Origin of the sequence: Arthrobacter sp. SLBN-53 (assembly GCF_006715585.1) — a bacterium.
In the GTDB taxonomy this organism is placed as follows: Bacteria; Actinomycetota; Actinomycetes; order Mycobacteriales; family Mycobacteriaceae; genus Mycobacterium; species Mycobacterium neoaurum_A.
In genome coordinates, this window is the sequence record NZ_VFNN01000001.1 from 2,925,484 (window position 1) to 2,946,849 (window position 21,366).

Genomic DNA, 21,366 nt, shown 5'->3' on the forward strand with positions numbered 1-21,366 from the left:
GGGGCGGTGGTGACGGGTCCGACCAGGTTTGACCCAGACAATTCTCGTCAGTACCCTCGAACAGTCGCCCACACGTGGCGATACGGCCGGGCTCATACCCTCGAAGCAATTCGGGGCGGTGCCTCGGCTAAGTACGCAAGATCGATGAGCTTACCAACGGTGCTCGCATCTTCGGCTGTCATGACATGCATGGCGGTCGCGGGTGTCGACACCAGACCGAACGAGGAGAGACAGCCGTGGCCAAGGGCAAGCGGACTTTTCAGCCGAACAACCGCCGCCGGGCCCGTGTGCACGGATTCCGGTTGCGGATGCGGACGCGCGCGGGTCGCGCGATCGTTTCGGCACGCCGCGGCAAGGGTCGTCGCTCTCTCACTGCGTGATTCGACGCAGGGTCTGCGGCGGTGCTTCCGGCCCAGTACCGAATGACACGGTCCACGGATTTCAGTGTCACGGTGCGGCAAGGCGTCCGGGCGGCGCAGCCTGATCTGGTTGTGCACGCCTGGCGCGACGCGGCCGGCGACGAGAATGTCGTCGGCCCGAAGATAGGTCTGGTCGTGTCCAAATCGGTGGGGACAGCGGTGCAACGGCACCGCGTCGCGCGCCGGTTGCGGCACGCGGCCTATCGCATTCTCTGTGACGGTCAGTCCGGTCTCGACGCTGACGACCGCGTGGTCATCCGTGCGCTTCCCGGTAGCCGCGATGCGCTTTCGGCGCGATTGGAGACCGAGCTGCGCTCGGCCTTGACACGCACCCACATGTTGCAGCAGGCCCGATCGTGACGGGACTGCCGGCCAGGTGCGTGATTTTCGTTATTCAGCTGTACCGAACGATGATTTCGCCGCTGCGGCTGCCATCGTGCCGGTTCACTCCCACCTGTAGCGAGTACGCGGTGGATGCCTTGACCGAGTTCGGTCTGATCCGCGGAAGCTGGCTTGCTCTCGTCCGGCTTGCGAAGTGTGGTCCATGGCATCGCGGAGGATGGGACCCGATACCCGAGCGCGGCGAGAAGGCCGGCGATAAGACTTCGGGAGAAGTCGTCAGGAGCGATTCTGTTGTTTAACTGGTTCAGCCTCGACATCATCTATTACCCGGTGTCGGGGATCATGTGGGTCTGGTACAAGGCATTCGCTTTCCTGCTGGGACCGTCGAACTTCTTCGCCTGGGCCTTGTCGGTGATGTTCCTGGTCTTCACCCTGCGCGCGATCTTGTACAAGCCGTTCGTCAAGCAGATCCGCACCACGCGGCAGATGCAGGAACTACAGCCCCAGATCAAGGCTCTGCAGAAGAAGTACGGCAAGGACCGGCAGCGCATGGCGCTGGAGATGCAGAAGCTACAGAAGGAACACGGCTTCAATCCGATCCTGGGCTGTCTGCCGATGCTGGCTCAGGTTCCGGTCTTCATCGGACTGTTCCACGTGCTTCGTTCGTTCAACCGGACCCAGGGTGGCTTCGGTCAGATCAAGCTGTCGGTGGAACAGAACCGGGCGACCGGCAACTATGTGTTCAGCCCGACCGACGTCGCGCACTTCCTCGATGCGAATCTGTTCGGCGCTCCGCTGGGCGCGACCATGATCCAGAAGACGGGTCTGGACGCGTTCACCGAATTCAGCCGACTGGCTGTCATCGGCGTGGGTGTGCCCATCATGATCCTCGCCGGTATCGCGACCTACTTCAACAGTCGCGCATCCATTGCACGGCAGAGCCCGGAGGCGGCAGCCAATCCGCAGACCGCGCTGATGAACAAGCTCGCGCTCTATGTGTTCCCACTCGGCGTCGTCGTCGGCGGTCCGTTCTTGCCCCTGGCGGTGATCCTGTACTGGTTCGCCAACAACATCTGGACCTTCGGTCAGCAGCATGTGGTGTTCGGCAAGATCGAGAAGGAAGAGGAAGCCAAGAAGGCCCTCGAGCTCGAACGCCGGGCTGCCAACGCCCCCGCCCCAGGCGCGAAGCCGAGTAAGGGTCGTAAGCAACCGAAGGATGCCGCCGGCGGCGAGGACTCCGCGGCGACCAAGGCGCCAGGGGAGGCGGACTCGGATGACGAGGCCGACTCCGGTGCGGCTGAATCCAAGAGCCCCAAGAATCAGAACGCTGCGAAAAATGCCGCGCCCCGGACGGCTGGGAACACCCCGCGGCCGGGAAGCCGACCTAACAAGCGCAAGCGCTAGAAGCCAAGCCGAGAGAGCCGATGTACCCGGAAACAGACTCCGGGGGCGGCCACGGCGAAGTAAGGAGAACCGATATGACTGACGCAGAAACTGCCGATCGCACCGACGAGGTGTCCGACGAGTCCGTGACCGAGGAGAACGCGCCCGAGCCCGCCGAGGACGATCTGGAAGATCGACTCGTCGCCGAGGGCGAGATCGCCGGCGACTATCTGGAAGAGCTCTTGGATCTGTTGGACTTCGACGGCGATATCGATCTGGACGTCGAGGGCGACCGCGCCGTCGTGAGCATCGACGGTGGCAGTGATCTGAACAAGTTGGTGGGTCGCAAGGGAGAGGTCCTCGACGCCCTCCAGGAGCTGACCCGGCTTGCCGTGCACCAGAAGACCGGTGAGCGAAGCCGGTTGATGCTGGACATCGCGCGGTGGCGTCGTCGTCGTCGTGACGAGCTGGCAGCGCTGGGGGACAAGATCGCCCGCCGGGTCGTGGAGTCCGGTCAGCGCGAAGAGCTGTCGCCGATGACGCCATTCGAGCGCAAGATCGTTCACGACGCGGTGGCGGCCGTCGACGGTGTGCGCAGCGAGAGCGAGGGCGCCGAGCCGTCGCGCCGCGTTGTCGTGCTCCCGGCCTAGGCCGAGTTACACGGATGTAGTTCTAGCGAGAAGTTCAGGGCCGTCGGCCTGGGGCACTACCGGAGGATGTTTCACGTGAAACATGGTGAATTGAGTCCGGCGCCCCAGGCGGCGGCTCTTTGCTTTGGCGAGCGGGTTGCTGTCGCCGAACATTACGGACGGATCCTGGCCGGCGCCGGGATCGAGCGAGGTCTCATCGGACCGGCCGAGGTGGACCGGCTGTGGGAACGGCACATCCTCAACAGTGCCGCGATGGCGGAGCTCCTCGATCAAGGGGAGCGAGTGGCCGATATCGGAAGCGGAGCGGGACTGCCCGGTATCCCGTTGGCGATCGCTCGGCCGGACCTTCGGGTGACGTTGGTCGAGCCGCTGCTGCGTCGCAGTGAATTCCTGCGGGAGGCGATCGAGGAGCTCGGGCTTGACGTCGACGTCGTCCGCGGTCGGGCCGAGGACAAGGCGATTCGTGTGGAGGCAGGCGAGATGGACGCGGTGGTGTCCCGTGCGGTGGCTCCGCTGGACAAGCTGTCCCGGTGGAGCATCCCGCTGCTGCGCGTCGGTGGCCGGATGCTGGCCCTGAAGGGGGAGCGGGCCGTCGACGAGGTGGAGCAGCACCGGCGGACGTTGAGTTCGCTTGGTGCTTCGGAGGTAAGGGTGGTGAGATGTGGCGTGGACTTTTTGAATCCACCCGCCACCGTGGTCGAAGCACGACGCGGAGCGGTGGACACTCGGACGGGGCGACCCGGCAGGAGGAAACGATGACGGGCCAGCGTGATGTTTCACGTGAAACATGGACGGCTGAACCCGAGGCGTGGCCGACCATCGACACTCCTATAGCGGCCGAGGCGGAGCGGGCCAGCCGGCTGCTGCACAACCGCGAGCGAGGGCTGCCACGTCCCGCGCGTCAGCGCATCTTCACCATCGCCAACCAGAAGGGCGGCGTCGGCAAGACTACGACGGCGGTGAATGTGGCCGCGGCGCTCGCACGCCAGGGATTGCAGGTGTTGGTGATCGATCTCGATCCCCAGGGCAATGCCAGTACGGCCCTGGGCATCGAGCACCGTCAGGGCACGCCGTCGTCCTATGAGGTGCTGATCGGTGAGATCCCGCTTGCCGAGGCGCTCCAGCGCAGCCCCCACAACGACAAGCTGTACTGTGTGCCGGCCACCATCGACCTGGCCGGTGCCGAGATCGAGTTGGTCAGCATGGTGGCGCGGGAGGGCCGGCTGCGCGCGGCGCTGGCGGCCTTGCGTGATCACAGCTTCGACTACGTCTTCATCGACTGCCCGCCGTCGTTGGGTCTGCTCACCATCAATGCGCTCGTGGCCGCGCCCGAGGTGCTGATCCCGATCCAGTGCGAGTACTACGCACTGGAAGGTGTGGGGCAGCTGCTCCGCAATATCGAGATGGTCAAGTCCCATCTCAATCCCGAACTGAACGTCACGACCGTCGTCCTGACCATGTACGACGGCCGTACCCGATTGGCCGACCAGGTGGCCGAGGATGTGCGTGCACACTTCGGCGACAAGGTGCTGCGAACAGTTATCCCACGCAGCGTGAAGGTGTCGGAAGCGCCCGGGTACGGGATGACGATCCTCGATTATGACCCTGGCTCACGAGGAGCGATGAGCTATCTCGATGCCAGCCGCGAGATCGCCGAGCGCGGGCGATCGGCCAAGTGATCCAGGTAGTTCCCGAGCAGAAGATCAGCAGGAGAGGTCGATGAACCAGGCGAAGAAGCGCAGCGGACTGGGACGCGGACTGGCGTCGTTGATCCCGACCGGACCGGGCGAGGGGGAGGCGCTGGGCGCTCCGCGGATCGGCGACAGTGCTGCCGATGTCTTGATGGGGGGCGCGCCGAAAGCCGCCGCACCGGCACCGACGGCTGCCGAGGCAGCGTCCGTCGCGGAGTTCGGTGCGGTGTACCGAGAGATCGATCCGAAGTCCATCGATCCGAACCCGCGCCAGCCGCGGCAGGTTTTCGATGAAGAGGCGCTCTCCGAGTTGATCCACTCCATCAAGGAATTCGGCGTCATGCAGCCGATCGTGGTGCGCGCGATGCCGGCCGTCGACGGCGCCACGCGCTATCAACTGGTGATGGGGGAGCGACGCTGGCGGGCGTCGCAGGAAGCCGGACTGAGCGCGATCCCGGCGATCGTCCGAGAGACCGCAGACGACAGCATGCTGCGCGACGCACTGCTGGAGAACATCCACCGCGCTCAGCTGAATCCGTTGGAAGAGGCCGCGGCCTACCAACAGCTTCTCGAAGAGTTCGGGGTCACCCACGACGAGTTGGCGTCCCGCATCGGTCGATCGCGTCCGTTGATCTCGAACATGATCCGACTTCTGCGCCTGCCCATCGCCGTCCAGCGGCGGGTGGCGGCAGGTGTGCTGTCTGCCGGACATGCCAGGGCGCTGCTGGCCCTGGAGGGCGGTCCCGAGCGACAGGAAGAACTCGCGGCGCGGATCGTGGCAGAGGGTCTGTCGGTACGGGCGACCGAAGAGGCCGTCACCCTGGCGAACCGAAACGGTCCGGCGGACCCCCCGGCACCGCGACGTAAGCCGATCCAGATGCCGGGTCTGCAGGATGTCGCCGAACAGCTGTCGACGGCGTTCGATACGCGGGTCACCGTGAGTCTGGGTAAGCGTAAGGGCAAGATCGTGGTCGAGTTCGGCTCCGTCGATGATCTGCAGCGCATCGTCGAGCTGATGAACTCCGCCAAGTAATGATGGGGCAGTTTTCGCGCTGTTTTTCCACGACCGGGGACAAGGGCGAATTACGTCACTGTGACACTGACCGCTCCGGAACCCGACGCACATCGACCCAATTGCGGAGATCACATGTGTGACAACGTATTTGGTGCAGAGCATCGAATCGGCCGCATTTCTCCTATCCTGGAGGTCCGTGCGCTCTCCAGAATCGAAGGGTGAGGACTCGAAGTGTCAGCGCGAATCAGCTCGCTTCGGCTCGAGGCGTTCGATCAGTTGCCCAAGCACGCGCGACGCTGTGTGTTCTGGGAAGTCGACCCTTCGACGGTGCAGGGTGAGGACCACCTGGCCGACCCGGAGTTCGAGAAGGAAGCATGGCTGTCCATGGTCATGTTGGAATGGGGTTCGTGCGCGCAGGTGGCACTGGTGGGACCGGATGCTCCCGGCGAACAGGACTCCTCGGCGCTGACCATCGATGCCCCGTGCTCGGCATACGCCTTCTACGCACCGCCGGGTGCGGTACCGCGCGCCACCCGTTTCCCGACCGGGCCGGTGAGTGCCGACGCGGTCTTGCTGACCTCGCTGGGTGTCGACTCCGCCGAAGACGGCGACGACCTTTCTCGGGCATTGGTCGCGGCCGTTGCCGCCGATCTGATTCGGCGCGGGGTGCGCGCCCTCGAGGCATTCGGGCGGACGGCACTGGTCGATGACCTGCGCGCGGACGGTGCGACTGCGGAGCTGGCATCGGTGATCGAGGCGCTCGGCGATTGTTCGGCCGGGCAGTGCATCGTGTCGGCGGAGTTCCTCAGCGCGGTAGGTTTCGAGGTTGTCGCGCCCCATCCGTACTTCCCCCGGCTACGACTGGAGCTCGAGCAGGGACTGGGCTGGAAGGCCGATGTCGAGGCGGCCCTGGAACGGCTGTTGGAAAGCGCTCGCCTGCAGGTACCCGTCGGTGCCGCAGCCGCCGTCTGTTGAGCGGCGTCGCTCGAGGCGGCTGAAGCCGCAGAGGTCAGCTGGGGGCGACGCGGCCGGCCTCGACCGACAGCTCGTGGGCCAGTAGCTCGGCAAAGGTGAACGTACCGGTCGGGCGATCGTCCTTGCCCAGCAGGTACAGTCGCTTCACCGCGGCCAGCATGCCCTCGGCGATGGCATCGCGAGATGCAGCTGACGCCAATAGCGTTCGATCATGTGTGTTGGTCACATAGCCGAGATCGACCTGGACCGTGGGCATCCGGGTCAACCGCAGCAGGTCCCAGGTTCGGCCATGGACACGACAATCACGGGATCCGGTGCGCGCCACGAGTTCTCGTTGAATGAAATCGGCAAGATTGCGGCCGATGGTGGACACCGAGCCGTGCGAGTTGCCGAAATGGAACGAGGCGACGCCGCTGGCGGTGGCACTGCTGTGCGTGGTGGCACGCAGGCTGATCATCAGATCGGCGCCCACGGTGTTGGCGGTGGCGGCCCGTTCGGCATCGGAGGGACTGGTGGCGGCCGAGCGGGACAGGAAGGTGTCCATTCCGATGGCAGTCATCCTGCCTTCGAGTCGGCTCGCCAGATCCCACAGGATGTCGGCCTCGCTGATCGGGCCCTCGGGACCCTGGATGATCGCGCCCAGATCGCTGCCGCCACGGCCCGGATCGATGATGACCCGTTTACCGGACAGCCGCGGCCCCGAGCGGCGGACCAACTCCTCCTCGCGGATGGCGTGGGGCGAACCGCCGGTGACCCGGGAGCCGAGAAAGTAGAGCGACCGCAGTGTCTCCGGGCCACAGATACCGTCCGGGAACAGGCCGTACTCGCGCTGGAAGAACATCAGTGCGTTGTGCGTCTGCAACCCGAAATGTCCGTCGACCAGGCCGGTGTAGAACCCGAGATCCTGCAGTCTGGCCTGCAGGGTGGCCACATCGTCGCCGTACATCGGTGCGCCGAACTGGTGCGACAACGTACGCGCACCCAATTGATAGGAGGCTTCGCGCAAGGCGCGGGCGGTGGCCTCACCGACCAGTCCGTCGACGAGCAGGCCGCGGTGCTGCTGGAACGCACGCACGGCATGGTCGAGTTCGGCATCGAACAGATCGGCGACGATGTGCTTGCCGGTCGTCGGTTCGGCATCGGGGTGCTCGAGCATGCCCAAGCCGGCCAGTGCCGCTCTGATCTCGACGACCGCACTTCCGCGGTCGCCGCGACGCAGTATCGACATTCTTGGCCTTTCCGACATTGAGCACCCCACCCGAATAGACGGCAATGGCACTCCGGACAGACAATATTGTCTCAGATACCGCTTAAAATCCGGAAAACCTCGGCGTGTGATGCGCCGAACTGGCCTCAGGCGAGATCGTCGGCGATCTCGCGCAGCAGCGCCGCCTTACCCTTCGCGCCGACGATCCGCTTGACCGGCTGACCGTCCTTAAACAAGATCATCGTCGGGATCGAGACGACCTGGAAGTCACGCGCGGTCTCGGGGTTCGCATCGACGTCGAGCTTGGCGACGGTGAGCTCACCGGACTTCTCCGCGGCGATCTCCTCGAGCACGGGGGCGACCATCTTGCACGGGCCGCACCAGGTTGCCCAGAAGTCGACCAGCACCGGGGTGGAGCTGGACAGCACATCCTGGGTGAACGAATCGTCGGTGACCGTGACGGTCGCAGAGTTCTCAGCCATGAATATCTCCTAATCTTCGGTGGGAGCCGGGAATTCGGTGAGCCAGCGCTCGGTGTCGATGGCTGCCGAACAGCCGGAGCCGGCGGCGGTGATGGCCTGACGGTAGGTGTGGTCCACCAGATCGCCTGCAGCGAATACACCTTCGACCGACGTCGCGGTGCTACGCCCGATCACCTTGACGTAACCGTCGTCATCGAGGTCGACCTGGCCCTTGACCAGATCCGAGCGCGGGATGTGCCCGATCGCGACGAACACACCGGACACGGCGAGCTCGGATTCTTCACCGGTTACCGTGTTGCGCAACCGAATCCCGGTGACCTTCGGGTCACCCTCGATCTCTTCGACAGCGGTGTTGGTCAGGATGGTGATCTTCTCGTTGGCCTGTGCGCGCTCGAGCATGATCTTGGACGCCCGGAACTCGTCACGACGGTGGATCAGCGTGACGCTGCGGGCGAACTTGGTCAGGAAGATGGCCTCTTCCATCGCCGAGTCGCCGCCGCCGATCACGGCGATGTCCTGCTCGCGGAAGAAGAACCCGTCACAGGTGGCGCATGTGCTCACACCCAGACCGATGCGCTCCTGCTCGCCGGGAATCCCGAGCTGGCGTGCGGCGGCACCCATGGCCAAGATCACCGACTTCGCGCGGAAGGTCTCGTCGCCGACGGTCACCGTCTTGACCGGACCGCTCAGGTCCACCGAATCGACATCTTCCATGCGCAGGTCGGCGTCGAAACGCAGCGCCTGCTCGCGCATCTCCTCCATCAGATTCGGTCCGGTGATGCCTTCCCGGAAGCCTGGATAGTTCTCGACCTCGGTGGTGGTCATCAGCGCACCGCCGAAGGAAATGCCCTCGAACACCAACGGCTTCAGCTGCGCGCGGGCGGTGTAGACCGCCGCGGTGTACCCGGCCGGGCCGGATCCGATGATGATCACGTCGTGGATGGGGGACGTGTCCTCAGAAGTGGTGGACATCGTGGATATCCCAGCCTTTCTGCCGCATAAGCGGCGTGAGTTCAAACATCAGCGTAGGCCGCGGTGTTCCCGAGCGGCATGTGAGGGGCGCGGCAGCACCGAACTCGTCAGCAACCGCGGGTTCGTTGCGGGGCAGCGGTCCGCCACCACGACCGCGACCAGCTCATCCGGCGTGGTTCCGGGCAGCACCAGCAGCACGCCATCGGGCACCGGTTGGGCGCCGAGGATGGGCGTGTCGGCGGGGCGGCCGATCCCGGTCAGGCAGGCCGCAGTGTCCATCAGCGGTCCCAGCACCGGGGGACGGATGAGCAGGGCAGCGATGGCCTGGGACGGCAACGGCAGTCCCGACGGCGTGGACTGTTCGGTGAGTTGCCTGGCCGTCGTGTAATCCGCCCGCGTTCCGGTGGCCGGGCGGGGCTCGGTGTCGGGGAGCGCCAAACTCCCCAGAACGATCGCCACGCCGACCGCGAGCAGACCGCCGAACTGCCAGGTGCGCCGGTGGACCGACGGTCGGTCGGCGTGCCGCAACGGTTCCTCACCACCGGGTACCACCCGGTGGTTCCCGCGCAGTGCCGCGACGACGGCGGCGGTCACCTCCGGGGGCGGAGCGGGTGCCGGTGCCTCGGTGAGGTCGGCGAGCTCACGGCGGACCCAGGCGGTGGTCGCATCGTCGGGCTCGGTGGGCACTGCTCCATCATCGCGCCACCGATGCGCTCAGGTGGGCCAGGGTCGCCGCGAGTTTGGACCGGCCGCGCGCGCACCGACTCTTCACGGTGCCCTCGGGCACACCGAGCAGGGCGGCCGTCTCGGCCACCGAGAACCCCTGCATATCGACCGCAACGATCGCCGCGCGCTGGTCGATGGGAAGCCGCATCAACGCCTTCTCCACCACGATCGCGGTGTCCAATGCCGGGGTGGGGTCCGGGGCGTGACCGGCGAGTTCCGGATCCAACGGCGCGGTGGGGCGCGCCCTGTGCCGTCGCAGCCGGTCCAGGCAGGCGTTCACCACGATGCGGCGCAGCCAGCTCTTCACCGTGCAGTCATGACGGAACTGACCGGCCGCGCAGTGTGCCGAGAGCATCGCCTCCTGCAACGCATCGCGGGCGTCGTCGGGACAGCGGGTGGTGATGCGTGCCAGCCGGTACAGCTGGGGCTCGTAGCGGTGGAACAGCTCCTCGAAAGCGAACCGATCCCCGGCGAGATGCGCGGTCAGCAGTTGTTCGTCAGTGCGGTCGTCCGCCGTGATATCCCCCACAGCCGAACACTAGATTCCGCTGCGGCCACCGCCGGGCACCTCTTTGCCGCAACTCGCTGAACAGCACGATTGCCGAGAACAGCCTGGGGATAACTCCGCTCAGGAGCGGGCGGTGATCGTCACCTCGGAGATATCGGTGCGGCTCTTGCCGTCGACGGTGCCCAGCGTCGAGATCCACACCAGGACGTATGAGGTCGGTGCGGCCTCGGGAACGTCGATGGTGTTGGAACCCTTCTTCAGTGGTGTCGGCGGGGTCAGCTCGGTGGTATCGGCCAGGGTGGCCGGGTTGGCCGTGTCGGCGGAGCGGATCTGCACCGAGGTACCCACGCTGGAGACGTTGACGGTGACCGACCCGATATCGGTGGGTTTGGGCAACTGCAACATCAGGCCGACGCCGTTCTTGAAGCCGGGGAAGGGTGCCGGGTCGGAGTAGGTGTCGGTGGGCCACGCGGTCGCGGGGTTCCCGTCGATCGCCAGACCGGCCTCGTTGGGAGCGTCGGCACCACCCTCGGGGGAGAAGACGGTGGCCCGGATCGGTTTGACCGTTCCCCCGTCGGACTCGGCCGTGGTGGTGCTGCTGGGGTTGTTCAGGCCGAGCTCGTCGCGGTTGATCCCGCCGCCCACGTCACCGAAGATCCGGCTCAGCACGGTGACCAGCAGGACGAAGACAAGCACGACGACGACGCCGCCGACGGCGAGTCCGATGATCAGGCCCTTGCGGCGCCGCGCCACGGCGTCCGGGTCGGCCTCGGCGGCACCCGAACGCGCAGGCTGGTCGGCCGAGGACGCATCCAGCGGGGCGATGTATTCGGTACGGTCGGCCACCGCGGTGGCCTGCTGAAGCAGGTTCAGCAGCGTCGGCGCGCTGCGGATACCACCGTTTTCCTGCACCGCGCGGGCGGCTGCGGCGGAGATCTGGAAGGGAATGTCCGCATTGACCGTCTGCGGCTCGACCGGCTGGCCGACCGCGTCGAGGTCGGCGGGCTCCAGACCACTGGTGGTACCGGTCTGCGGTAGCGGCCAACGGTTGATCAGCAGGGCGTACAACGCGGCGCCGACGCCGCGGATATCGCTCTCGGGGTTGGCCTCGGGCAGCGTCGCCGGGAAAGCGAGCGCGACATCGCCCTCGATGCTGACCCGGATGCGACCCGGATCGTCCACCGACAACGAGACGCCCGCGCGGTGTGCGATATCGGCAGCGGCGGCCAGTGACTGGATGGCGCGCGCCCCGCCGATCGGGGAGGGCGAGGTCTCGGCGACCTCGGTCAGCGAACCACCGCGGATCCACTCCGAGATCACCAGGCCGCCGGATCCGGACCGGGTGACGTCCAGGATCCGGGCCAGCCCGGGGCTGTCGATCGCGGACAGCCGTTGCGTCCTGGCCAGGATGTCCTGCAGTTCGGACTCGGGCAGGGTGCCGTCGGGGTCGACGAAGGTCAGCGCGACCTGCCTGTCGAGTGCGGTGTCCAGGGCATGCCAGAACCGCAGCGTGTCGGTCCCGCCGTGGGAGACGAGCAACCGGTAGCGCCCGCCGATGATGGTCGCGCCCGGGATCAGGTGCAGTTCCTCACCGAGCGCGGCCTCGGCGGGACCTTCGCGCGGCGGGTCGAAGGCCAGCGGCTCGCGACTGGGATCGCCACCGTAGTCGGCCGGTGGCCGTGCGGTGAAACCACCGGTATCGGGTGCAAACGCATCAGCTTTGCCCTGCAACGGAATCCGGGTGGTGGCGCCGGTTTCGGAATCGGCTCCGGCGTCTGGCGCAGACCCGCTGCCGGGCGTATCGCTCACCGATGGTCCTTTCCGAGTGTGGCTCGTGGCAATCTGCGCCTGCGGTGCATACCGGCGGGCTGCCGGGGGGCGGCCGGGCCGCATCGGATGCGAATTGCTCCGATCAGGATACGGGACCGCCCCGCGGCCATGACCAGCATCGGTCCCGGTCGTGCGCCCGGGGGCCGACGGCGTGCGGCCCCGGAGTCGGGCCTGCACCGCGGCGACGGCCGACACCGCGTCGGGCACCTTGGCCCACCACAGCACCGCGCTCACGATCGGACCCATGATCAGCCCGATCACCATCAGACGCAGCAGCGACCCCGCACCGCCTCCGCGCTCGGTCAGGGCCTGCAGGCCGACGAGCTTATCGACGACATGGGCGACCAGACCGGCGAGCATGGACGCCGCGATCGTGACCAGAATGGTGCGCACCACCTCGATGCTGATCATCCGCCCGCCGCTGCCTGCCGGTATCAGGTTGGCACGCAACACCACGTATCCCACGGTGGCCCCGGCCAAGAACCCGAGGCCGTTGGCCAGCCCCAGATATCCGGCGACCATGCCCGGGTCGGCGACCAGATGCGGTACCGCCACCGAGGCCACGATCTTCACGGCAGTGATCACCAGGATCAGCACGATGGGCGTCCAGGGTTGTTGACGCGCGTAGAAGACCCGAAGCTGCAGCAACACCAGCGAATACGGGATCAGGGTGAAGGCAGACAGCGTGATCGCCATACCGAGGTAGCCGGCGTCGGTATCGCCGAAGTTGCCGTAGGCGAACAGCGCGCTGCCGATGGCCGGCCCACCGACGGTCATCACCGCGACCACCGGGATCAGGGTCAGCATGGTCAGTCGGGTGGCCAGGTTCAGATCGGCCAGCACGGCAGGCCCGTCCTCGGATGCGGCGTTGCGCGACAACCGCGGCATCACCACGGTGAGCACCGTCACGCCGATGATGCCGAACGGCAGCTGCAGCACCAGCCAGGTGTAGTTGTAGATCGCCGGACCGGATGCCGATGCGGCGCTGGCGATCTGGTTGCCGACGATCAGGCCGACCTGACTGATCAGGACGTAGAGCACCATCGCCAACGCCATCATCCCGAAGGTCTTGATCCGGTCGTCGATACCCCAGAGCGGTTTCATGCTGATCCGCTCGGCCCGCAGCGCGACGAACACGACGGCGGCCTGCGCCACCACGCCCAGGGTGGTCCCGATACCCAGCACCAGCAGCTTGGCGTTGCCCATCTCCACCGGGTTCACCGAGAGCTCGCCGGGGACCAGGAGATAGACGCCGATGGTGGCGATGGCCACCACGTTGTTGACCACCGGCGCCCAGGCCGGCGGACCGAAGATGTTGCGGGTGTTCAGGATTGCCATGAACACCGAAGAGAGCCCGTAGAAGATGATCTGGGGCAGGAGCAGGTAGGCGAACGCGGTGGTCAGTGGACGGTTCACCAGCGGTTCGGAACCGAGCATCAGGTCGGTCAGCAGCGGGGCGGCCAACGTGGAGGAGATGGTCGCCAACAGCAGCACCAGCGTGGCCAACGTGAGCAGCCTGCGGATGAATGCCGTTCCGCCGTCGGGATCCTCGCGTTCGGCGCGGGCCAGCACCGGCACGAAGATCGCGGTGAAGGTCGCCTCGAGGACCAGCGCGGCGATCAGGTTCGGCAGCTGGTTGGCCACCGAGAAGGCGCTCAGCAACGGCCCGCCGAGGATGATCGCCAGCAGCACCATCCTGGCGAACCCGGTGATCCTGCTGATCAACGTCGCCAGCGCCATCGCCCACGATCTGGAGACGACAGCCGAGTCCGACAACTCCTTGCGGGTGCCCGCCGCGGCGCTCATCGGGTTCGCTCCGGGCGCGCGGTGTCCTCGGCGGTGTGGGCCAGCGCGGTGTCCAACGGGTCGGGCCTGCGTGGCTCCCGGGTCGGCGGCACCAGATCCGCCCGGTCGGGCTCGCCGCGGAACCGGTGCCACAGCCGCCGACCGACCAGCAGCGCCAGGATCAGCCCGCCGGTCAGGGTGATGAAGAACAGCACCTTGCCGTAGGCGTTGGAATGCACCGACAACCGCACCGGGTCACCGAGGGCCATGCCATCGGCGGTGGTCAGGGCGACATCGACGGCGAAGCGCTGGGTGAAGTGCACCTCGATGGGCACCCGCACCGGCAGGAAACCCGGCGGCAGCTCGATCTCCCCGGGGTCGGTCACCGTCATCCCCGGCGGTGCGTCGATGCGCAGCCGGACCCGGATCGGCACCGGCAGGTCGTTGCGCAGTGCCAGCGGTAGCGGACTGCGCTCGGTGGCCAGCGTGTACGAGCCGCCGGGGTTCACCACGGTGACCGCGCCGAACAGATCGGCGACGGTACGGCTGACCGTCGAAAGGCGTTGCTGGGCGGCACCATTGCGCGACTGCGCCGGTATCGACTGGCTCACGGCGCGCAACATGTCCTCACGTAGTGGGGCGGTGTACTGGTTACCGGTCAGGCCGGTGCGTTCGTCGACGGTCAACGCCGCGGTCAGCCCCCACAGCCGGCCGGTGACCGCGCCGATCCCGGAGGTCACGCCGTTGTCGAAGGTGCCCGCGGCATCACCGGACCACGGCGGGACAGCGCTGGAATCGAAGGGTGCCAGCGCGGGTGTCTGCTGCAGCACCACCGGCAGTGGCCGCGGCACGGCCAGCCCCGCCCTGATCGCGGTCGCCACCGCGGTCAGCACGCTTTGGGCTTCCTCGGGATTGAGATCCCAGGTCAGCGGCGGCACGACGAGCTGCGAGCGTCCCTGCTCCTCGGGCCGCAGACCACGCCACTGCAGTGCGCCGAGCGCATCCTGCAGGCGGGCCACCCGTGAATCGTGTTCCAGCGGGATGTCCAGTCCGGTGTCCAGATACGTCGGCGTGCGCGGGTTGGCCCCGACTCCGGCCAGCGCGGCGCCGAGGGCCGGATCGAACGGTGCGACCACCACCTGCTGGGCGTATCGCTGCGGAGAGACGTCGGCCGGGCCGCTGTCGGTCGGGGTCAGTGCGGCGGCCGAGACCGCGACGGTCGGGTTCTGCCCGGCCAGCAGCGCCACCGCACCGTCGGTCAACGGGCCGTCGCCGATCAGGGTCGCCCCGCGCACCGACCGCACCCCGAGGATCTGGTCGACGATATCGGCGGCCGCGCCGGTCGCGACGGTGCTCAGCCCGCGGTCGCCGACGCGGTGCAGCGCATCCAGGTCGGCCTGCGCGTACACCGTCGGTGTGACGCACAGTCGCTGGGCCAGTGCCTTGAGCCGGTTGAGCCATCCGACGGCCGCATCCTGGCCGGTGCCCGGATGCGTCGGGGCGTTGAGGCCACCGGCCGGATCGTCACTGACTACGTAGCCTGCCGTCATCGCGTTGACGGTGATCAGCAGGTCGGGATCGACGGCAAGGCACACGGCAGCGCGGACCGCGCCGTCGGCGTCGACCGGGGCGCTGGTGGCGAAATCGGCCGCCGACAGCAGAGTGTCCAGTCGACCACCCGGTGCCAGGGAAGTCGCCAGATCGTCGTCGAGCAGCCGCACCGGGGTGGTGCCGCCGGGGATGCCTGCCGCCAGCCGGGGGCGGTCGGCCAGCGGCCACAGCACCGTCGTGGCCACCGGACGCGAGGTATCCGGTGGGACCACCGCCGACAATCCCTGGTTTCCCGCGTCGTCACCGCTGACGGGGTCGGGCGGTACGCCGAGCACCGGGAGCAGCATCCGCGCGTCGTCGAGGCGGGCCGGTGCACCATAGTCCGGGGTGCCGTTGACGTTGACCAGCAGTGGATAGACGCCGGGCTGCTCGATCTGCAGGGTCGGTTGCCCGTCCCCGCGGACCGGATAGGACAGTGTGAACGGAACCTGTTGTCCGCGTTGCAGTTCACCGGAGACGGTGATGAACGGGCCTACCGGGGTGTATTGATCGAGATTGCCGGTCAGGTTCGTCCGCAGCCCCGCCGATCCGGTGACCGCGGGGGCGTGCTCGAGGCGGACGACGACATCGCGGACGGGCCGGTCCCCGGTGTTGCGGACCGTCCCGGCGACGGTGACCACCGAGCCGCTGGTGGTGGTGACGGTGTCGGGGCTGACCCGGTCGATGTGCAACTGCAGGAACGTCGTCTCGCCGGGTTGGGCGGCCGCCGGCACCGGGCCGGCGAACAGCAGGACGAGCAGTGTGGCGATGAGGACGCGAAGGAGCACCCTCGCCTGTCTCATTGGCCGGGTCCGCAGCCGTTCGCCCGCCGCGGGGGCGACTCCTCCGGGCGACGGTTGCGGGTGTGCGAATGGGTCTGTGGGCGGCGCCGAGGAGCGCTGGGCGGCAGCGGTGGAAGGGCGTCCTCACCGTCGGTGTGCAACTTGTCGATGAGCTCACCGGCGACCACCGCGAGACGTCGTTCGTCGGCGTAGGCCAGCCTGGCGGGCAGATCACGCAGCGGGACCCAGGCCACCTCGGTGACCTCCATGTCCTCGTCGGAGAGGTCGCCGCCGAGGAAACGCATCAGGTAATGGTGCACGGTCTTGTGGACGCGGCGGCCCTCGGTCACGAACCAGTAGTCGATGCTGCCCAGTGCGGCCAGCACGCTGCCCTGGATCCCGGTCTCCTCGGCGACCTCGCGGATCGCGGTCTGCTCGGCGGTCTCACCGACCTCGATATGACCCTTGGGCAGTGACCACAACATCCGGCCGCGCCGGTCGACCCGGCCGATCAGCGCCGCGACCTGAGTCTCCTTGGGGCCGTCGATACCGTCGATGACCAGACCGCCCGCCGAGGTCTCGTGCACGGTGCGCAGCCGGTCGGGGGCTCTGCGGTCGGGCCGCGGCCTGCGATTCTGGCCGGGTTTGGCCTGCTTGGACTCCCCATTGGCGACGGGTGCCGCCGCGCCGTTGCTCGACGTCGAGCCGGCTTGGGCATCGGCTGCGGGCGGACCGGCAGCCCGGCGGCCGCGGCGACGCCCTCGGCGCCGTCGCGGTTTGGCCTGCTCGCCGTCCGACACCCAAGCGATGATAGTTGCCGTCGGTTCACCTGCTCGCCACACGCGCCCGTCGTGGCCGGGCTGTCGCCGGGTCGTTACCACCCCGGTGGCGTCACTAGACTCCCCGAACGTGCCCGACCACCAGACCCCAGACGCCGCCGATGCCGAACTGCTGGCGGGTGCGTTTGTGGCGTTGAGCGAGTACGGACCGGTGCTCACCGAACTGGGCGCGCGCTTCGCCGAGGCAGGCCACCAGCTCTACCTGGTCGGCGGGAGCGTGCGCGATGCGCTGCTGGGCCGGCTGGGCAACGATCTGGATTTCACCACCGACGCGCGACCGAAGCAGATGCAGAAGCTGCTGCGCGGGTGGGCCGACGCGCTCTGGGAAACGGGGATCGAATTCGGGACGCTCGGCGTGGGCAAGGCCGGATACCGGATGGAGATCACCACATTCCGGGCCGACAGCTACGACCAGGTCTCCCGGAATCCCGAGGTGCGCTTTGGTGATCGCCTGGAGGACGACCTGGTCCGTCGCGATTTCACGGTCAACGCGATGGCGGTGCGGATCCACCCCGATGCCCCTGGCGGGCTCGCCGAGTTCTGCGATCCGCTCGGCGGGATCAAGGCGCTGCGCGAGCGGATACTCGACACACCCGCCGAACCGCAGGTGTCCTTCGGTGATGATCCGCTGCGGATGCTGCGCGCCGCGCGTTTCGTCTCCCAGCTTCGCTTCGCGGTGGCGCCGCGGGTGCTGGAGGCGCTCATCGAGATGGCGCCGCAGTTGGGCCGGATCACCGCCGAAAGGGTCGCCGCCGAACTGGACAAGCTGATCACCGGTGCCGATCCGGTGGCCGGGATCGACCTGATGGTCCAGACGGGACTGGGCGATGTGGTGCTGCCCGAGGTCGGCGAGATGCGGATGGCCATCGACGAACATCACCAGCACAAGGACGTCTACTGGCACTCGCTGACGGTGCTGCAGCAGGCCATCGATCTGGAAGCCGACGGTCCCGATCTGGTGTTGCGGTGGGCTGCGCTGCTGCACGACATCGGTAAGCCGGCGACCCGTCGGCACGAGTCCGATGGTGGGGTGAGCTTCCATCACCACGAGGTGGTCGGGGCCAAGATGGTGCGTAAGCGGATGCGGGCGCTCAAGTACTCCAAGCAGATGGTCGACGACGTCTCGCAGCTGGTGTACCTGCATCTGCGTTTCCACGGCTACGGCGACGGCAAGTGGACCGACTCCGCGGTGCGTCGCTATGTCACCGATGCCGGGCCGCTGCTGGACCGGTTGCACAAACTGGTCCGCGCGGACTGCACCACCCGCAACAAGCGGCGTGCGGCGCGATTGCGCGCCAACTACGACGATCTCGAGGCCCGGATCGCGGAGATCGCGGCCAAGGAGGATCTTGGTCGGGTGCGGCCCGACCTGGACGGCAACGAGATCATGGCCATCCTGGACATCCCGGCCGGACCGCTCGTCGGCAAGGCCTGGAAGTACCTGAAGGACCTGCGTCTGGAACGTGGTCCGCTGGAGCATGACGAGGCGATCGCCGAGCTCAGAAAATGGTGGAACGCCCAGCAGTCCTGATGCGTCTGAGGAGGTATGGACTACTGCCTCTCCGACGGCGCCGGTGGCGCCGATATCTGGTCGGCCGATCCCACCGTCGACCTCGACGGTGACGGGGTGCTCGACGCCTTCGGCCTGGATCTCGACGGGGACGGCCACGCCGATGACGCACTGGCCGATCTGGACGGTTCGCCGGGCGATGGGCTGGCCGATCACGCCGTGCACAACCGCGACGGGCCGGCGCCGGCCTACTTCACCGATGACGGCTCGGGCACCTGGGCGGTCGCGGTGGACCGGGCGGGACAGTTGCGCTGGTTGGGTCTCGACGGCGCGGAGGCCTTCGGCGGGCCCGTCGTGGATTTCGACGGGGACGGTTCGCCGGGGGAGCGGTTGGTCGATGTCGACGATGACGGGCTCGCCGATCGGGTGCTCGGTCCCGGGTTCGCCTTCGCCGACCGCGACGGTGACGGTCGCTGGGATCTGCGGCTCACCGATGCCGACGGGGACGGGACGGCCGATGCGGTCAGCGACCTGCCGTGAGCCGTAGTAGTTCGGCGGCCTCGGACTCATAGGCGTGTTCGGCCCATTCACCGGGCGTGGCGTCGAATCGGGTGTCGCGCAGTGCGGGATCCGCGCCGGCGTCCAGGAGGCGCCGGATCAACGTCAGGTCACCGGACCACGCGGCGTGGTGCAGGGCGGTCGCCCCGTCGGCGTCACGTTGATTCGGGTCGTCGGGCAGTTCGCGGGTCGCCGGCTGAGCTCCGCCGGTGTCGATACCGTGCCGGGCCAGCAGTGCCAGGGGGTCGGCGAAACCGTTGTCGGCGGCCCAGGAGATCTGCCGTTGCCACATCTGCTCGCGCGTCTCCATGGCCTCACCGAGGCGGCGCTCCCACGGACTCGGACCGGCGTCGGCGAGCCCGTGCTCGAACAGCAGGTACAGGTGTGCATCGTCGGGCCGGAACATCCGGTTGTAGAGCGTCTGTTGGTCCACCGGGTGCGCGCCGCGACGCAGCAGCAGGGCGGCCAGGTCGTCGGCGGCCGGGTGTCGTGGCTGGCGCCGCGGCCCCTGCTCGCCCTCGCCGAATACACCGGTCAACACCGTGAAGGGCGTCGACATCCCACGCCACAGATACCCGGCATCGGGGTCGGCACCGGCATCGAGCAGCAGTTGGGCGGCGGCGATGCTGTCCCCACCGGGCACCCGGGCATAGGCCAAGTACATCAGCGGCGGCCACCCGAAGGGTCCGCCCGGGGTCGATGCCACGCCGGGGTCGTCGCGCAGCTGGGCGGACAGCGCGCGGACATCGGTTGCGGCGGCGGCCGCCCAGGGGTGGCCGCCGACCAGGCCGGGGTGGGTGCGCAGCAGCTCGGCGGCCGCCTCGCGACGCGGGGGCGCATCGGTTGCGTCGTAGCGCAGGCAGGCCAGCGCACAGAACCGGTCGCCGAGGCTGGCGGTGGACTCGTCGAAGCGGGCCGGGTCGGTGCCCAGCTCGGTGACGGCTTCGAGATAGCGCACCAGGGCGGGCCACCCACTGAACCCGTACCGCCGGGCGGTGGTCAGCTGGGCGTCGTGCAGTGCGACAGGGCGGTCGACGACGACGCGGTCGGGTCGGGGGTGGTGAGCGCGGATCAGCGCGAGCGCGCTGGAATCTCCCGCCGTCGCCCGTCGCTGGAGATCACGCGCGGCGACGCGCAGACGGGACAGCGAAGGATTGTCGGGCAGCGAACTGGCCATGACGGCCTCCTCTCAGATGCCCGCCGTCCGCGAAGCCGGGCTGAGAAGAGGTCGTTGAAGGACGACTACGGCAGGAGGGCTGAGCCCCTTCGAGCGGACGTCGGGCGATCCTGCGCGCCCGGATCCATGCTACTCGGGCCGGTTATCCACGGCCCTTGCCCGGTGGCCCGGCGAAGGCCTGGGCGATGGTCAGCCACTTCTGGGCGTCGGGGCCGGTCGCCACGATATCGAGATCGCCCGGGGCTCGGCGTTGGGTGACCAGCATGCAGAAGTCCTCGGCGCTGCCGGTCACGGTCTGGGCGGCGTCTTCGGGTCCCCAGGCCCACAACTGCCCGTCCGGAGCGCGTAGTTCCACGTGAAACATTTCCGCCGGCGGGGTGAGTCCGTGCACAGAGAACGCGAAATCCCTTGTGCGATAACCGATATGGGCAATCGATCGGAGACGGCCGGTGCCGGGCCTGCGGATCCCCAGCGCATCGGCGACATCGAGACCGTGGGCCCAGGTCTCCATCAGGCGCGCGGTGGCCATCGATGTCGGGCTCATCGGGGGGCCGAACCAGGGCAGCTTTCGGCCGTCGGGGACCCCCAGCAGCGCATCGTGCAACCGCGCACGGTCGGCCCGCCAATTGGCCAGCAACTCGGCCGGGGGAGTGGCCGCCAGTTGCTCGGCGCCGGCGTCGACGAACCCCAGCGGGTTCTTACCGGCCTCGGCGAGCACGGCGCCGAAGGCGGACTCGTCGGTTGCCGACGCCCAAGCCACCCGGTCGGTCCACCACAGGTGGGCGATCTGGTGGGCGATGGTCCACCCCGGGGCGGGGGTGGCGGTGCGCCATTGCTGGTCGGACAACTCGGCAACCATGCCGTCGAGCTCGGCGCTCTCGGCGCGCAGATCGGCCACCACCGGCCCGGCATCAGCCATGTCTGA

21 protein-coding genes are annotated in these 21,366 nt (G+C 67.8%); 11 read left to right on the forward strand and 10 right to left on the reverse strand.

What is annotated here, in order from left to right; translation table 11 throughout:
* Nucleotides 1-236: 236 nt before the first annotated feature.
* The 9 genes from rpmH to FBY28_RS14085 all read left to right on the forward strand — a co-directional run bounded on the left by rpmH (nt 237) and on the right by FBY28_RS14085 (nt 6,475).
* A complete protein-coding gene (rpmH, locus tag FBY28_RS14045) occupies nt 237-380 on the forward strand; it encodes a 50S ribosomal protein L34 (protein ID WP_073695092.1) in 144 nt (47 codons plus the stop codon).
* A 21-nt stretch (nt 381-401) separates the two neighbouring features.
* Nucleotides 402-779 (forward strand): ribonuclease P protein component, encoded by a 378-nt coding sequence (rnpA, locus tag FBY28_RS14050; RefSeq protein WP_141867709.1) that lies wholly within the window; start codon nt 402-404, stop codon nt 777-779.
* Between the two features lie 20 nt (nt 780-799).
* Nucleotides 800-1,060, forward strand: a complete 261-nt coding sequence (gene yidD / locus FBY28_RS14055; protein ID WP_286178499.1) for a membrane protein insertion efficiency factor YidD — start codon at nt 800-802, stop codon at nt 1,058-1,060.
* Complete coding sequence (yidC, locus tag FBY28_RS14060; RefSeq protein ID WP_141867713.1) at nt 1,053-2,165, forward strand: membrane protein insertase YidC; 1,113 nt, start codon at nt 1,053-1,055, stop codon at nt 2,163-2,165. Before yidD ends, yidC begins: the two co-directional genes overlap by 8 nt.
* Before the next feature lie 74 nt (nt 2,166-2,239).
* Nucleotides 2,240-2,794 (forward strand): Jag family protein, encoded by a 555-nt coding sequence (locus tag FBY28_RS14065; RefSeq protein ID WP_141867715.1) that lies wholly within the window; start codon nt 2,240-2,242, stop codon nt 2,792-2,794.
* A 75-nt stretch (nt 2,795-2,869) separates the two neighbouring features.
* Complete coding sequence (rsmG, locus tag FBY28_RS14070; RefSeq protein WP_286178060.1) at nt 2,870-3,553, forward strand: 16S rRNA (guanine(527)-N(7))-methyltransferase RsmG; 684 nt, start codon at nt 2,870-2,872, stop codon at nt 3,551-3,553.
* Entirely contained in the window at nt 3,550-4,473 is a 924-nt protein-coding gene (locus tag FBY28_RS14075) for a ParA family protein (protein ID WP_141867719.1), read from the forward strand. The genes rsmG and FBY28_RS14075 overlap by 4 nt, the downstream gene beginning before the upstream one ends.
* A gap of 40 nt (nt 4,474-4,513) precedes the next feature.
* Nucleotides 4,514-5,518 carry a ParB/RepB/Spo0J family partition protein gene (locus tag FBY28_RS14080; protein ID WP_141867721.1) on the forward strand — a complete coding sequence of 335 codons (1,005 nt, stop codon included), beginning with the start codon at nt 4,514-4,516 and terminating at the stop codon, nt 5,516-5,518.
* Between the two features lie 213 nt (nt 5,519-5,731).
* On the forward strand, nt 5,732-6,475 hold the full coding sequence (locus FBY28_RS14085; RefSeq protein ID WP_141867724.1) for an acetyltransferase: 744 nt from the start codon (nt 5,732-5,734) through the stop codon (nt 6,473-6,475).
* 34 nt (nt 6,476-6,509) lie between these two features.
* Here the strand turns inward: FBY28_RS14085 and FBY28_RS14090 are convergent, their stop codons facing one another.
* From FBY28_RS14090 to FBY28_RS14125, 8 genes are all read right to left on the reverse strand, one after another.
* Nucleotides 6,510-7,703: an N-acetylmuramoyl-L-alanine amidase gene (locus FBY28_RS14090; RefSeq protein WP_141867726.1), complete on the reverse strand. Its 1,194-nt coding sequence runs from the start codon at nt 7,701-7,703 to the stop codon at nt 6,510-6,512.
* A gap of 125 nt (nt 7,704-7,828) precedes the next feature.
* Complete coding sequence (gene trxA / locus FBY28_RS14095) at nt 7,829-8,164, reverse strand: thioredoxin (RefSeq protein WP_141867728.1); 336 nt, start codon at nt 8,162-8,164, stop codon at nt 7,829-7,831.
* Between the two features lie 9 nt (nt 8,165-8,173).
* Nucleotides 8,174-9,136, reverse strand: coding sequence for a thioredoxin-disulfide reductase (gene trxB / locus FBY28_RS14100; protein WP_141867730.1), 963 nt, complete (start codon nt 9,134-9,136; stop codon nt 8,174-8,176).
* A gap of 48 nt (nt 9,137-9,184) precedes the next feature.
* Complete coding sequence (locus FBY28_RS14105) at nt 9,185-9,823, reverse strand: hypothetical protein (RefSeq protein WP_141867732.1); 639 nt, start codon at nt 9,821-9,823, stop codon at nt 9,185-9,187.
* 7 nt (nt 9,824-9,830) lie between these two features.
* Complete coding sequence (sigM, locus tag FBY28_RS14110) at nt 9,831-10,391, reverse strand: RNA polymerase sigma factor SigM (protein ID WP_141867735.1); 561 nt, start codon at nt 10,389-10,391, stop codon at nt 9,831-9,833.
* Nucleotides 10,392-10,490: 99 nt separating this feature from the next.
* Nucleotides 10,491-14,006 carry a murein biosynthesis integral membrane protein MurJ gene (gene murJ, locus FBY28_RS14115; RefSeq protein WP_141867737.1) on the reverse strand — a complete coding sequence of 1,172 codons (3,516 nt, stop codon included), beginning with the start codon at nt 14,004-14,006 and terminating at the stop codon, nt 10,491-10,493.
* Nucleotides 14,003-16,363 (reverse strand): hypothetical protein, encoded by a 2,361-nt coding sequence (locus tag FBY28_RS14120; protein ID WP_141867740.1) that lies wholly within the window; start codon nt 16,361-16,363, stop codon nt 14,003-14,005. The genes murJ and FBY28_RS14120 overlap by 4 nt, the downstream gene beginning before the upstream one ends.
* An 11-nt stretch (nt 16,364-16,374) precedes the next feature.
* Nucleotides 16,375-17,157, reverse strand: coding sequence for an NUDIX hydrolase (locus FBY28_RS14125; RefSeq protein WP_141867742.1), 783 nt, complete (start codon nt 17,155-17,157; stop codon nt 16,375-16,377).
* 109 nt (nt 17,158-17,266) lie between these two features.
* Here FBY28_RS14125 and FBY28_RS14130 point away from each other — a divergent pair, with 109 nt between their 5' ends.
* Nucleotides 17,267-18,727, forward strand: a complete 1,461-nt coding sequence (locus FBY28_RS14130) for a CCA tRNA nucleotidyltransferase (protein ID WP_141867744.1) — start codon at nt 17,267-17,269, stop codon at nt 18,725-18,727.
* A 15-nt stretch (nt 18,728-18,742) separates the two neighbouring features.
* Nucleotides 18,743-19,246: a pullulanase gene (locus FBY28_RS14135; RefSeq protein WP_141867746.1), complete on the forward strand. Its 504-nt coding sequence runs from the start codon at nt 18,743-18,745 to the stop codon at nt 19,244-19,246.
* On the opposite strand, the gene FBY28_RS14140 is transcribed toward FBY28_RS14135, so the two are convergent.
* On the reverse strand, nt 19,230-20,441 hold the full coding sequence (locus FBY28_RS14140) for an ankyrin repeat domain-containing protein (RefSeq protein WP_141867747.1): 1,212 nt from the start codon (nt 20,439-20,441) through the stop codon (nt 19,230-19,232). The two genes, FBY28_RS14135 and FBY28_RS14140, sit on opposite strands and share 17 nt — an antisense overlap.
* 142 nt (nt 20,442-20,583) lie before the next feature.
* Nucleotides 20,584-21,360, reverse strand: coding sequence for a TIGR03084 family metal-binding protein (locus tag FBY28_RS14145; protein ID WP_141867749.1), 777 nt, complete (start codon nt 21,358-21,360; stop codon nt 20,584-20,586).
* Between the last annotated feature and the right edge of the window lie 6 nt (nt 21,361-21,366).